The organism is Peribacillus sp. FSL H8-0477, assembly GCF_038002765.1.
In the GTDB taxonomy this organism is placed as follows: Bacteria; Bacillota; Bacilli; order Bacillales; family DSM-1321; genus Peribacillus.
In genome coordinates, this window is the sequence record NZ_JBBODE010000002.1 from 1,711,925 (window position 1) to 1,725,935 (window position 14,011).

The window sequence follows — 14,011 nt, forward strand, 5'->3', positions numbered from 1 at the left end:
AATAGAGATACCGACGTTTCATAGCAGTTGCGTTGAAATGTTCTGAAAAAAACTAATCTGAAAAGAATTTAAGAGGATCCTGTAGGGATTTAAAAATATAGAAGAGTAGGGTGTGGTTTAAATGAATCAATTACTTCAGATGGGAGCAAATACAGTTTTAAGTTCTTCAAAAGGTAATGTTACTGTTAGCTACGAAATTTCTAATTCAATAGATATTTCTTTAACAGCTTTCCTTTTAACTGATTCTGACAAGGTACAAGGAGATAGTGGAATTATTTTTTATAATCAACCAAAGAGCGCTTCTGGTGTAGCTACCCTTATATCACCTGAGAACGTAGGTAATACAAAAGTACATAAAATGAATTTTGACATGAGTAAAGTCCCTGCGGGTATTACTAAAGTAGCGATAACTCTTACAGAGGATAATAGCACGGGATTTTCTAATGTAAAGAATTTAAAGGCCGAGATATATACCAATAATACTATTATTAAATTAACTCCATCTGGATTCACAAATGAGAATGGAATTGTAGTATTAGAACTATATCTAAGGAATGGTCAGACAAAGGCAAAGTCAATCTGGCGCGGATTTGATTCTGGACTTTCGGGGTTATGTGAAAATTACGGAGTTGAGGTTGAGTCTGAGGAGAAAAACATGTCTTCTGATCCCAAAACTATTCAAAAACAAACCCCAAAAGAACCTGATAAGAATCTAGCTGTTACTGAAAATAAAAATAGACAAAACACGTTGGCAGCAATAAGCCTTGAAAAAGTAAAGGGTAACATAAGTCTCGTCAAAGGCCAAAAGGCAGTTATCATTGAAAAGACACCAGTAATCACTGCAACGGTATCTTGGAAGACTGGAACAGATTATGATATATATGCCTTAGTCTATACAAAGAATGGTAAGCAGGTAGATGTAGCTATGTTTGGGGCAAAAGGGACACCTCCCCTCAGGAGTTATGGAAATGGAGCAGTGGAACATCAGGGGGATATTAGGAGAAATAATCAACCAACTAAGACGGAAGAAATTAAATTAAGATTAAATAATGATATCCTCGCAGTTGTTCCTGTGGTGTATTCTGCTCAGTCAAATGGAACAGGCTCATTCTACAGATACAAAGTATCCATGAGTATAGATAATCACAATGGAACATCCGTTACGATAGTCGCTAAGAATGCAAATAATAATGATAGAATTTATTCCTGCGTACCCGGGATTCTTCATAATACCCAGGATGGAGTTATTATAAATCCATTGGAGTATTATAGCGCACCGAACTCAGAGAGTAGACCTAAACTTATAATGGGGTCTTCAAATATGGTAGAAGTTTTAATGGATAAAGGACCAATAAATGATTACAAGTAAACTAGAATAGTTAGAGTTAGCACTAAGTATAATTTAGATGAAAAGATGTCGGAAAAAGAAACTAACCATCAATGTAATACTATGAGTGTTTTAAAATAGGCTAGTGAACTCCTAAAATTCGGAGTTCACCAGCCTGAAAATAGTTTTATGTTTATCTAAAATCAAAGGGCGTTCCTAGCTGTTTTTCTAAATATCATGGAAAACACAAAATAGTTACTAAGTTTTACGTGTTTATGGTTACTAATGATTTCAACAATGTATATGATTTATATTGGATATTAAACTGAAAATCCTTACTTCCATTACCTTCAGAACTTATTCCACATTACCTTTTTTTCGTATCTTCTCCAATACATCCTCAAGCTCATCAGGCTTTAGAAACTCAATGGGCGAGACGCTTTTTTCGAAAGAAACAGTGTCAGATTCAATGATGGTTACATATTTTCCATTTAGTTTGGCAATGTGTACGGCGTCGCCAAAGTCGGCGAGAAGTCCGTTCACCGCAATATGGTCCAGTTTTAATTTTAATGGAATTTCTGGTGTGTGTTCAATGATTTGAGCAGCCGCTTCAACAATTTCTGTGTGGGAGAAGTGTTCTTGAATCTCTCTCTTTTCACTGGCTGCCCAAACCTCCATGGCTTGATCGAGTTTTTGGCGTTCCTCGGTTTGCTCTGGGTAAATGGTATTGATTTGTTCGTATACCATTTCCATGACCTGATTTTTGACGATCTCAGGCATAGATTCCCCATATTCAACAAACTTTAAGAAGTCCTCAAAATAACGAGCATGAGATGATTGGTGGATCTTAATTTCTCCAGACTCTACAATTCCCTCTTCCGGCATGAAAGGGTACTGAATGGATTTCATATTTTTGGTTGTAATCGCCATTTCGACATTGCGAATTAAAGTCTGTTCATCAGAAATAGAGGCAACTTTCGGTTCAAAATCACATTTTAATAGGAAGATAAAGTTTTCATCTAGATAGCTGCTTAGCTTTGCGGAGGCAACGAGAAAGACTCCGCCTCGAACAGCACTTGTATCAAGATAGGAAATGACAAATTGTTCATTTTCTTGATAAAACATATCTTTTGTATCTGCATTGCGGACGCGGTTAAATAAATTATAGTTAGGGTTTGAATCCAGTTCATGTCCTTCTTCAACAATAAAGTGACCGACTTTGGTTGGTACCTGTTCTGCTTTTGGGTGACGATCGACTTTGCGTTTGCTGATTTTCATCAGCTCTCCATCTAGGAAACCTTTTAACGGACTATTTTCATATTCTTCATGATCAAGGGTTTGAAAATGCTTGTAGCGTTTATCCGCTTGTTCTCCCTTACCATCTACTGTAACGACGTAAAAGGACAGGTATTGTATAGTAAAATCCATTTAATTCACCTTTTTTCTAAAAAGTAGCTCACACTAGTATAAAAAGGTTATTGAAATCCGTCAAACGAATTTAGCTGGAATGAAGTATTAAAGCGGGGGTGTTTTTATGAGGGTGATTGTTTTATCTGACACACATATACCAAAACGTGCCAAGGAGCTTCCATCTGAATTAGTCCAAGAATTAAAGCAGGCAGATTTGATTATTCATGCAGGTGATTGGCAGACGATAGAAGTGCTGGATATGCTCAGGCCATACGGACCTATTGAAGGAGTATACGGGAATGTTGATTCCGAACATATTAAACAGCAATTCCCAGATAAGAAGTTACTCGAAATAAAAGGGTTTAAAATTGGAGTTGTTCATGGTCATGGACAAAAACAAACGACAGAAAAACGAGCCCTCGCTGCTTTTTCAGAGGAATCTTTAGATTTGCTCATATTTGGCCATTCTCATATACCAGTAAAAAAACAGATAGGCGGGATGTGGGTGTTTAATCCGGGTTCGCCTACTGATAAACGGAGACAGCCATCCTTTTCTTTTGGGATATTGGAAATCACAGATACATTAGAAATTAATCACCTATATTTTAAATAATTACTTTCCTTTAAATCCAGATTAAAATAAGTGTTGTTTTGGTTAAATTGTAAGTTTTATACTATTATTCTAGAATATTCTCTTCATAATCTGTATACTATAACAGTTACTGTGATTAGGCTATATCAAGGAGAGAAGTATCTATGAGAAATTTACTAACTAGACCTAAGTTAGAGCAAAGAAACTATGATCAATATGAAAAGGATGTTTATATTGATGTCGATGGTCATCAGGATGTTAGTCAGCAAATCCACATGATTCATCTAACTACAAAGGATTTATGTATGATTCGTTCTCTACAGCCTGTTATTGAAGACCATCTACAAGACATGGTGACAAATTTTTATAAAAACCTTTCGAATCGAGCGGCATTAATGGATATTATTAACCAACAGAGTAGTGTCGATCGTTTAAAGAAAACACTCATTAAGCATATTTATGAAATGTTTTCAGGAAAGATTAATCATGATTATATCAAACAGCGTACAATCATTGCCCATGTTCATGTGCGAATCGGTCTTGAGCCAACATGGTATATGTGTGCTTTTCAGGATTTACTGCTGTCTGTAAATACTATAATTACACCCAATATGCAAACAATTAAGGAATATTCGGAGGTCATGGCAGCTATTACGAAAATCTTCAACCTAGAGCAGCAGATTGTTTTAGAGGCCTACGAGCAGGAAAATAAACGGATTAGGCAAGGGATTGAAGATAAACAATTAAATCTCAAAGTAAATGTAAATAGTTCTGCACAGGAATTAGCCGCTATCAGCGAGGAGACGAGCTCATCTTCTATTGAAATTAACCATAAATTAACGGATATTCGTTCTCTAACCTCAACTGGGTTGGATATAGCTATTGAAACCGAGAGAAAATCGAAGGAAGGGGCAGCTCGGTTAAAACAGGTAGAGCAAATTATGAATCAATCACAGCTTCATATGCAGAAAATATCTGCTGATATGAGCAACTTAACGGAGACTTCGAAGCAAATTAACAGTATTGTCACCGTGGTAACCTCTATCGCAGAACAAACCAATTTACTTGCATTAAATGCAGCAATAGAAGCAGCTAGAGCAGGTGAGAATGGGCGAGGGTTTGCGGTAGTAGCTGATGAAGTTCGTAAGCTGGCTGAGTCAACTAAGAAATCCGTTTCGGAGGTATCAACCTTAATAAAAGCCATTCAAACTTATACGGAAACCATACATGAATCGATATTATCGGTAAATGGCGATATTAAGCACGGTACAGAAGAATCTATTGAAACGAACTTATTTTTCGCTCAAATACTAGATTCTATGTTTCAAATGAAAGACCAGAATGTAAGAATAGCAGATGAAATGGTTGATTTGACTTCAATTTTTGAGGGGATTAACCAGGCGTTTGAACAGGTAGCCACGTCTTCTGACCAATTGACACAACTTACTTCTTCATTATAAAATACACGCTTAACCTTTTAATTTTAGTAAGGAGTTAGTTGATGATCTCATTTATACTTACCTTAAAACGGCTTGTAACGGCGCTTATACATGCCTTCAAGGAAAAAGAGTTTCAAGTCTTGTTTTTTCTTATTTTGCTAACATTGGTATCAGGTTCCATCTTCTACTCAACGGTTGAAAATCTTGCTGTACTTGATGCCCTATATTTCAGTGTGATGACCTTAACAACGGTTGGGGACGACAGTTTTACTCCAAGCACCACATTTGGAAAACTATTTACGATGGTGTATGCCATTGCAGGAATAGGGCTTATGTTTGGGTTCATTAGTAAGATTGCCTTCAGCATGCAAAGCGGCTACCTAAACAAAGATAAAAAAGAAGACCAAAAGTAAACCCACTATTTATAAGGGTTTGCTTTTTTTGGTTTTGTAAAAGAATGGGCCGAATAATCCCCATTTTATAGAAAGATGATGTTACTTGATCAGCCGTTTATATAAAAAAAGAGCTATTTTAAATAGATTTCTCTTTTTTGGGGTTTAAAAGTGAGTAACTAACCAGAGTTGGAAGTCCAATCAAGTGGTAATGGGTAAGGGCCGAATAAAATCGAAAATGGGCCGAATAACCCCCATCTTACAGAAAGATGATGTTACTCGAGAAGCCGTTTATATGAAAAAACAGCTTTTTTAATAGGTTTCTCTCGTTTTTGGGGTTTAAAAGTGAGTAACTATCCAGAGTTGGAGTAGAAAGGGGAAGGGCCGAATACATAGCAGAATGGGCCGAATAAAAGGCTGGAAGGGCCGAATATATTAAAGAATGGGCCGAATAAAATTGAAAACGGGCCGAATAACTTCCGACTGACAGAAAAATGATGTTACTCGAGAAGCCGTTTATATGAAAAAGACCTTTTTTAATGGATTTATCCCTTTTTTGATTTAAAAGTGAGTAACTATCCAGAGTTGGAAGTCCTATCAAGCGGTAATGGCCGAATAACCCCCATCTGACAAAAAATGATGTTACTCGAGAAGCCATTTATATGAAAAAGAGCTTTAATCTTTTCTTTTGCATTGATGTAGATTGCGGAATTTGAATAGAGGGTAAACAGGAATTATTCCTCCTCTGTCGAATGTTAGTTATAATCGGCTGGCATTATAAATTTGTGACGCAATCATATAGATGGCTTTTATGAAAACGGAGGGATATCATGAATAGGCAGTTTGAAGCTTCAAAGGAATATGCAATACATTTAGATTTAATTGATCCACTGGCATCCTTTAGGGATGAATTTTATCTTGATTCAGAGACAATTTATCTGGATGGGAATTCTTTAGGGCTCCTTTCAAAGCGAGCTGAAGCAAGTCTACTCTCGTCACTGGATGATTGGAAACAATATGGAATTGATGGCTGGACAAAAGGGGAAAATCCGTGGTTTACTTTTTCCGAAAGGCTCGGTGCTTTGATGGCTCCATTGATTGGAGCAGAAGCTAATGAAGTAATAGTCACTGGGTCGACAACGATGAATTTACATCAATTGACAGCCACGTTTTATCACCCGTCAGGACGCAGGACTAAAATTCTTGCCGATGAGTTAACGTTTCCAAGTGATATTTACGCTTTGCAGAGCCAGTTGAAGCTGCGTGGATACGATTCAGAACAGCATCTCATTCAAGTGAAGAGCCGGGATGGTCGTATATTGGAGGAAGAGGACATTATCGCATCAATGACGGATGAAGTTGCCTTAATTATTCTTCCAACCGTTCTTTATCGCAGCGGACAAATTCTTGATATCGCTCGTTTAACAAAGGAAGCACATGATAGAGGTATTTTGATAGGGTTTGATGGCTGCCATTCCGTAGGGGCCGTCCCTCACTACTTTGATCGTTGGGACGTTGATTTTGCATTTTGGTGCAACTATAAGCACCTGAATGCTGGGCCTGGCAGTGTTGCAGGATTATATGTGAATAAGAGACATTTTGGTGTTTTACCTGGTCTTACAGGCTGGTTTGGATCAAAGAAAGACAAACAATTTGATATGGAACATATTTTTTCACCAGCAAAAGATGCTGGAGCGTTTCAGATTGGGACTCCGCATATCTTAAGTATGGCGCCTTTAAAAGGATCACTTGAAATGTTTGCGGAAGCAGGTATAGAAAATGTACGTGAAAAATCCCTGAACTGCACACAATATTTTAGTGATTTAATAAAGTCAGAGCTGTCTGGGCTGGGCTTTGAAATGGGGCATCCACTAGAAGATCAGCGGAGAGGCGGTCATATTTGTTTGGAACATATTGAGGCTGCGAGAATCTGTAAATGTCTTAAAGAAGAAAAAATTATCCCCGATTACCGTGAACCTAATATTATTCGGCTGGCTCCTGTTGCCCTTTATACTACATATCTGGAGATGTGGGAGACGGTTCAAGCTTTGAAAAGCATTGTGAAAGACAAGCAATATGAAAAATTTGAAAATAAGCGTGAAGTGATCGCTTAAGAGGTTAGAAAAGGTGATGAAACATGGAAAAAAAACAAGGCGGTTCACTTAAACGTGAACTAAAAACAAATCAATTGACAATGATCGCGATGGGCTGCGCTATTGGAACAGGATTATTTCTTGGCAGCGGTCTGGCCATATCAACGGCTGGTCCAAGTGTACTTATAAGCTATGCAATAGGAGCGTTCATTGTATTGCTTCTGATGGGATGTTTAGCTGAGATGACCGTGGCCTACCCAACCTCCGGATCCTTTGGAACCATTGCTGAGAAATATATCAGTCCCATGGCTGGTTTTCTGGTTCGTTATTCGTATTGGATTGCGAATGTCTTAGCGGTAGGCGTGGAAGTTAGTGCGATTGCGGTATATATGAAATATTGGTTCTCAACGGTTCCTGGAGTCATCTGGATTGTGCTGTTTGCAGCGATTCTTATTTATGTAAATATCACTAGTGTTCATACGTTCGCTTCATTTGAATATTGGTTTTCTATGATTAAAATCAGTGCAATTGTCTTGTTTGTCTTATTAGGAGCGTACGTTCTGCTTGGATCAGATACTCCATCTACAGGGTTCAGTAATTATGTGAATGATGGAGGCTTCATGCCATTTGGTTTGTGGGGATTATGGGTGGCGGTCTTTATCTCGTTATTCAGTTTCCTTGGTACGGAGATGATTGCGGTCACAGCCGGTGAGGCAAAAGATCCGGATGTCGCCGTTCCAAAGGCACTGAAAGCGACTGTTTTCCGCTTATCGACTTTTTATGTTCTTACGATTGGTATTATGCTGCTGATTGTACCTTGGCAGTCAGCCGGGATTGAAGTAAGTCCATTTGTGAAGGTCATGGAAATATTGAATATTCCCGGAGCATCGGGCGTTATGAATTTTATTATCTTAACAGCGGCTCTTTCAGCAATGAACAGTCAGCTTTATGCATCCACTCGAATGATTTTCGCACTTGCACAGGAAAAACAAGCACCGTCTTGGTTTAATCAGGTGAATAGAAAAGGGGTGCCATCTAGAGCTGTCGCTGTTTCTACTTTAGGTGTAATTCTAGCCGCTCTCGTTAAGGTGCTTTCACCCGATACTTCTTACGCCTTCATGATGGGAATTTCAATGTTTGGAGCCATTTTCACTTGGTTTATGATCTTTGTTTCCCATTTGTATTTCCGAAAAAACTGGGGTAAAAAAGGCGGCAGGCAGTTGCCGGTTCGGATGATCGGTTTTCCTTATTTAACAATCTTAGGCGGCTTATTGCTGGCAGCCTTAATGATTTCGACTTGGTTCACACCATCATTTAAAATTGTGCTTCAATTCGGAGTACCATGGCTGATTTTCCTATGTATTGTGTTTAAGATAATGAACTGGACAAAGAAATCATCGCCAACCGACACGAAAAATAAACGAGTGAGCTGACTCACTAGGAGGCTATATCGTGAACCAAGATGATAAGAAATTAGATTCAGGCATTCGGACTGATTTTAAAAAAGAGATGTCATATGGTGATTATTTGCATTTGGACAGCATTCTCTCAAGTCAGCACAGACTGTCTGATCATCACGATGAAATGCTATTTATCATTATCCATCAAACAAGTGAATTATGGATGAAGTTAATTCTCCATGAATTAAAAACCGCAATTGAAAGCATTCAAAAAGATAACTTAGAGCCTTCTTTTAAAATGCTGTCACGGGTTTCGCGAATTCAGCAGCAGCTTATACAATCATGGAGTGTCTTAGCAACCTTGACTCCTGCTGAATATATGGAATTTCGGGATAAACTAGGGTCTAGCTCAGGGTTTCAATCTCATCAAAATCGGCTAATTGAATTTTCCCTTGGACAAAAGAATCCGCAACTGCTAGCGGTATTCCGTCATCAACCAGAACTCGCTGAAACTATGGAAAAAGCACTTGAAGCGCCCAGTATCTATGATGCAGCCATTACGGCACTGGCTGCTAGAGGTCTGCCAATCGATGAAAGTGTGCTGAATCGAGATTTTTCACAAACTTATGAAGTGAATGAAAGTGTTGAAAAGGCTTGGCTGATGGTTTATCAAGACGTTGAACAATATTGGGACTTATATGAGTTGGCAGAAAAACTGATCGATATTGGCAGCCAACAGCAATCTTGGCGATTTAATCATATGACGACAGTGGAAAGAATTATCGGCCATAAAATGGGAACTGGCGGTTCAGCAGGGGTTTCTTATTTAAAACGGGTGCTGGATCAGCAGTTTTTCCCGGAATTATGGACATTGAGAACCAAATTATAAAGGAGGAAATGAAGGATGTCACATTGGATTGATATTTCTCAAGCGTTAAATACCCAAACTGTAGAGTGGCCGGGTGATACCAAATTTGTCTATAAAATTAGTTGTACAAAGGCCGAAAGCGGCTCAGTAAATGTAGGACAATTTACTATGAGTACCCATTTTGGTACGCACATCGATGCACCATTCCACTTTGATGACCACGGCAAAAAAGTTCATGAGCTAGATTTGGATCTTTATATTGGTCCTGCCTTACTCATCGAATGGAATGGAAACGATACACTTAAAGCATCTGACTTTAAAGAAGTCGAATTTGGAGAGGTATCTAGGGTGCTGATTCGAACAAATAGCTGGACAGATCGTTCCGTTTTTCCGCAATCCATTCCGACTATTGATCTTGATTTGCCAAAATTCTTGGCAGAAAAGGGGGTTCGGTTAATCGGTCTAGATTTACCGACAGTTGATCAATTAGACAGCAAAGACCTCCCATCTCATCATGAACTGGCAAAAAACGGTATTCATATTTTAGAAGGTCTTGTTCTGGAGAACATCGAACTCGGCTGGTACGAGTTATCAGCACTCCCGCTTTCATTAACAGGTGCTGATGGGAGCCCAGTCCGAGCCGTGATTCGGAAACTAATTAAATAAAATACTATAAAACCCAATGATGTATGGATTCATTGGGTTTTAATTTAGATTAAGTATTGCAATAATAATCTCGTTAGAATATACACTACAGCTCAGCGATGGCTGCTGAGTGAGAAAAACATATCAATTTATCCTTTAAACGAAGGCACAAATAAAAATATAAAAAAGAAGGTTGTATCTCCAAGGACTAGGTGTTATACTAACATAGCGATGAGCTAATTTGCGTAAGACGCGAGACACTAAGCTTCGGCTTAACGTAGGGATGTGGCCCAACGGTCTTTCGCCGCAAACGCATCAGACGCCTGCATTTATGCAGGCGTCTTTCTTTTTGTTTTAAAAAACAGACCCTACGAGGTCTGTTTTTTTTTGTGTACACATAGGTTGAAAAAGGAATTATTTTACATATAGTGGTAATATCAAAAGAAGCTGTTTCAACAAACCGAAAAGGAAGTGGGTTTTAGTGGCAGATAAACGGTTTGAGGATGTTTATACTCAAGGGAAAATGGAGGTTACCAAAATCATTCGTGATAATGAGACAGGAGTCCTATATATGTTTCATAATGACGGCCTAACTTCTGGGTTAACTGTTAGGGTTGATAAAGATGGAAAACCTTTAGTTGATAAAGATTTTATACCGGTTGAATAATACGACGGCTGCTTCTCTATGTCCTAAAAAATAGAAAGACACAAAATAAAAAACAGACCCAGTGGGATCTGCTTTTATTTTGTTGACACGTCTTTTTTAGCAAGTTCAATATCTTGTTGGACATCGCTTTTTATATCACTAGTAATATCATTCGTGGCTTTTTTGAATTCACGTAATGAGTTTCCAACAGCACGGCCAATTTCAGGGAGTTTATTTGGTCCAAAGATGATTAATGCTAGGACTAAGATAATAATCAGTCCGGGTACCCCAATGTTTGATAACATTATTTAGTTCAACTCCTACATGTTTTAAATCTATGTCCATTATAGCTCTTTGGTAAAAGATTGCAAATAGAAATGGTTTAAAGGCGGAGGAATATACATTTATAAAATCTGCGTGAAAAATATATTAAAAAAAGTTCTGAGTTGGAAGTTTTTGTACTTGTATTTTTCTTTCAGATTGGATATTATACATATACAAGCTGCGTTGTACGTAACGATAATTAAGTTTTAACCTTTAAGTTGTAACAGGGAGTTTTATTATCAAAGCAGGAATGTCAGGCCTCTGCAGTAAATGCACTGAGGACATACAGGATTGCTTTTGCGAGCACCCACTTTTTGACAAAGTGGTCTAAAACTTTCTTACACTATTTACGGCAAAGGCGGCTTCTACTTTAAACACGCAAACCAGTTCCTTTTGGAACTGGTTTTTTTGTGCATTCTAAAGAATGTGTTCAATTTGTTGAGGTCTGGGAAATTTTTCTTTTCATTTGTCTTTCTGCAAAGTAAAATGATAATACTATATAAAAATAACAGACTAAGAAAAGGAAACGTGGATTATTCTTTCGCTAACTGGGCGCTTGAAAGAATAGGAGTGAGTAGCGCAACCGGCCAATAAGGGGATAAATGGAATGTTAGGATTACTAAAGAAGAAATCAGTTAATACCCATTGGTTAGTACAAGGCAATAAAACAGATATCTCTATCAGCGTTACCGATCCAGCTATACTACAGAAATTGAAGATGATCCGCCTTTCTGAATCAGATTTGCACGTAATAAAATGCCTGCAGCCTGTAGTTGAGGAACATATTGACCAATTGGTTGATGACTTTTATTCCACTATTATTGAAGTTCCTGCTTTGAAACATATAATTGAATCGTATAGTATGCTCGAAAAACTAAGGTCAACATTGAAAGTACATGTGATTGAGTTGTTTTCCGGTCATATTGATGAAAAATTTTTAGAAATAAGGGATAGAGTTGCGAAAGCACATTATAAAATTGGATTGCAGCCAGCATGGTATATGGGTGCCTTTCAAAATTTACAAAATTCACTTTTGACAATTATCTGTAATAAAACTGAGGATATTGGAGAACTTCAGCAACTCTTATCGGCTGTTACCAAAATACTTAGTCTGGAACAGCAAATTGTTTTAGAAGCCTATGAACGTCAAAATGCTGAAATGATCCATAATACATATACGCAAGGCAGGCAGGCAATCCAAGGAGAAATTACTGCTGTAAGCAAAGATCTGGTTTCATTGGCAGAGAAGACCATTACATCGGTTGAAACCTTGGTAAACAGTAGTATAGGAGTAAAGAATCAAATGGCAGCTAGCATCGAGCAATCGAATACTGTCCAAGAAATGTCAGTTGAAGGACAGGAAAAGCTAAATGAATTATTGACAAAGATCTATTTGATTAACAATGATACACAAGCCATGACAGACCGTACTCTACAATTAGTCACATCGACTCAACGAATTACAGAGATTGTCCGTATCGTTGAAGAAATCGCGGAAAAAACAAATATGCTTGCCATTAATGCAGCGATTGAAGCTGCTCGAGCGGGCGAACATGGCAGAGGATTTGCCGTAGTATCACAAGAGGTCAGGAAGCTTTCTGAGCAAACAAAGGATTCTGTTTCGGAAATCCGTACACTTATTACTGCTTCAGACGTAAATACGGAGAAAGTGATGGAATCACTTGAACATGTTAAATCGGCCGTACAATCAGGTGTATCGACTTCTAAAGAGACAAAACAGGTTTTTACTCATATAGCTGAATCAATTATTGAAAGTGCTCAAACTTTATCTACCATTGATAGAAAAATGAACGGACTTGTCTACGTGATTGAAGAAATCGGAGAAGCAACAGCAAGCGTTTCAGCTTCAGCGGAACAGTTGGATGGAATAGCTAACAACGGTTAATGTTGCTTGTACAGATGATGGGATCCTGTTGTGATCCTTTTTCTTTTAGTCAAAATTCTTACTAGTGATTTTTGGGGGAGGGTTAACATTGACTACTACCTATGTAAAATGGGGGCAATCAAGAATTAAAATACTTGGGAAAAAATAGCATACTTCCCCAAAAGCACTTAATCATGCGTAAAGACCTTCGTAATAGAAGGTCTTTTTTTTAATTCGTTTAAACTTTTTGAAAAGTGATTACAAATTGCATGGTTTTGGGTAGAAGAAGTGTAACGATACATTCTCTGGAGGTAAAAATTACATGTCTGTAAAATTAGCGATTATCTACTATAGCTCTACCGGAACGAATTATCAGTTAGCCTCTTGGGCCGCAGAAGCAGCGAAAGAAGCGGGTGCAGAGGTAAAGATTCTGAAAGTGAAGGAAACAACACCAGCAGAAGTCATTGAAGGAAATGAAATTTGGCAAAGGACCATTGAGAGAACGAAGGAAATAGCAGAAGTGGCACTAGAAGATTTGGAATGGGCAGATGCGTTTATTTTCAGTACCCCAACTCGCTATGGGAATGTACCCTCACAGTTCCAACAGTTTTTAGATACAACTGGCGGACTTTGGGCAGAAGGGAAACTTGCTAATAAAGTTGTGAGTGCCATGGCTTCTGCTCAGAATCCACATGGAGGTCAGGAAGCGACGATTCTTTCGCTTTACACATCGATGTATCATTGGGGGGCCATTGTGGCAGCTCCGGGCTATACGGATCCAGTGACGGTTACTGCCGGAGGCAATCCGTATGGAACCAGTGTTACTGTCGACCAAGAGGGAAAAATGAAGGAAGACGTGGAGGAAGCAGTGAAATATCAAGCAAAACGAACGGTATCAGTTGCAGAATGGGTGAAAAAAGGCTTGGAATAAGAAAAGATTTTAATAAATTGGAAAAATAAAGGGAAATGAAAGAGCGAACTCGAACCTTT

At 38.2% G+C, this 14,011-nt stretch carries 13 protein-coding genes, 1 other RNA gene and 1 riboswitch; of the genes, 12 read left to right on the forward strand and 2 right to left on the reverse strand.

Features of this window, described 5'->3' with window-relative positions:
* Positions 1-121 precede the first annotated feature (121 nt).
* Positions 122-1,369 (forward strand): TerD family protein, encoded by a 1,248-nt coding sequence (locus MHI18_RS20090; RefSeq protein ID WP_340850066.1) that lies wholly within the window; start codon positions 122-124, stop codon positions 1,367-1,369.
* A 315-nt stretch (positions 1,370-1,684) separates the two neighbouring features.
* Here MHI18_RS20090 and MHI18_RS20095 read toward each other — a convergent pair whose 3' ends face one another.
* On the reverse strand, positions 1,685-2,755 hold the full coding sequence (locus tag MHI18_RS20095) for a DUF3900 domain-containing protein (RefSeq protein ID WP_340850067.1): 1,071 nt from the start codon (positions 2,753-2,755) through the stop codon (positions 1,685-1,687).
* Between the two features lie 106 nt (positions 2,756-2,861).
* On the opposite strand from MHI18_RS20095, the gene MHI18_RS20100 reads away from it, so the two are divergent.
* The 8 genes from MHI18_RS20100 to MHI18_RS20135 all read left to right on the forward strand — a co-directional run bounded on the left by MHI18_RS20100 (position 2,862) and on the right by MHI18_RS20135 (position 10,833).
* Positions 2,862-3,350, forward strand: coding sequence for a metallophosphoesterase family protein (locus tag MHI18_RS20100; protein WP_340850069.1), 489 nt, complete (start codon positions 2,862-2,864; stop codon positions 3,348-3,350).
* Positions 3,351-3,493: 143 nt separating this feature from the next.
* Positions 3,494-4,789 (forward strand): globin-coupled sensor protein, encoded by a 1,296-nt coding sequence (locus MHI18_RS20105; protein WP_340850070.1) that lies wholly within the window; start codon positions 3,494-3,496, stop codon positions 4,787-4,789.
* Positions 4,790-4,830: 41 nt separating this feature from the next.
* Positions 4,831-5,181 carry a potassium channel family protein gene (locus MHI18_RS20110; protein ID WP_340850072.1) on the forward strand — a complete coding sequence of 117 codons (351 nt, stop codon included), beginning with the start codon at positions 4,831-4,833 and terminating at the stop codon, positions 5,179-5,181.
* Positions 5,182-5,987: 806 nt separating this feature from the next.
* Entirely contained in the window at positions 5,988-7,274 is a 1,287-nt protein-coding gene (kynU, locus tag MHI18_RS20115) for a kynureninase (protein WP_445670049.1), read from the forward strand.
* A gap of 23 nt (positions 7,275-7,297) precedes the next feature.
* Positions 7,298-8,686: an amino acid permease gene (locus MHI18_RS20120; protein ID WP_340850074.1), complete on the forward strand. Its 1,389-nt coding sequence runs from the start codon at positions 7,298-7,300 to the stop codon at positions 8,684-8,686.
* A gap of 16 nt (positions 8,687-8,702) precedes the next feature.
* On the forward strand, positions 8,703-9,542 hold the full coding sequence (gene kynA, locus MHI18_RS20125) for a tryptophan 2,3-dioxygenase (protein WP_340850341.1): 840 nt from the start codon (positions 8,703-8,705) through the stop codon (positions 9,540-9,542).
* A 15-nt stretch (positions 9,543-9,557) separates the two neighbouring features.
* Positions 9,558-10,187, forward strand: a complete 630-nt coding sequence (gene kynB, locus MHI18_RS20130) for an arylformamidase (RefSeq protein WP_340850075.1) — start codon at positions 9,558-9,560, stop codon at positions 10,185-10,187.
* A 460-nt stretch (positions 10,188-10,647) separates the two neighbouring features.
* A complete protein-coding gene (locus MHI18_RS20135) occupies positions 10,648-10,833 on the forward strand; it encodes a DUF6440 family protein (protein WP_340850076.1) in 186 nt (61 codons plus the stop codon).
* A gap of 74 nt (positions 10,834-10,907) precedes the next feature.
* Here the strand turns inward: MHI18_RS20135 and tatA are convergent, their stop codons facing one another.
* Complete coding sequence (gene tatA / locus MHI18_RS20140) at positions 10,908-11,117, reverse strand: twin-arginine translocase TatA/TatE family subunit (RefSeq protein ID WP_040373892.1); 210 nt, start codon at positions 11,115-11,117, stop codon at positions 10,908-10,910.
* A gap of 191 nt (positions 11,118-11,308) precedes the next feature.
* Here tatA and ssrS point away from each other — a divergent pair.
* The 3 genes from ssrS to wrbA all read left to right on the forward strand — a co-directional run bounded on the left by ssrS (position 11,309) and on the right by wrbA (position 13,952).
* Positions 11,309-11,505: non-coding RNA, 6S RNA (gene ssrS / locus MHI18_RS20145), on the forward strand.
* Positions 11,506-11,649: 144 nt separating this feature from the next.
* Positions 11,650-11,731, forward strand: a riboswitch (cyclic di-GMP riboswitch).
* 12 nt (positions 11,732-11,743) lie between these two features.
* Entirely contained in the window at positions 11,744-13,042 is a 1,299-nt protein-coding gene (locus MHI18_RS20150) for a globin-coupled sensor protein (protein ID WP_340850077.1), read from the forward strand.
* A gap of 301 nt (positions 13,043-13,343) precedes the next feature.
* Positions 13,344-13,952 (forward strand): NAD(P)H:quinone oxidoreductase, encoded by a 609-nt coding sequence (wrbA, locus tag MHI18_RS20155; RefSeq protein ID WP_340850078.1) that lies wholly within the window; start codon positions 13,344-13,346, stop codon positions 13,950-13,952.
* The last annotated feature ends 59 nt before the right edge of the window (positions 13,953-14,011 follow it).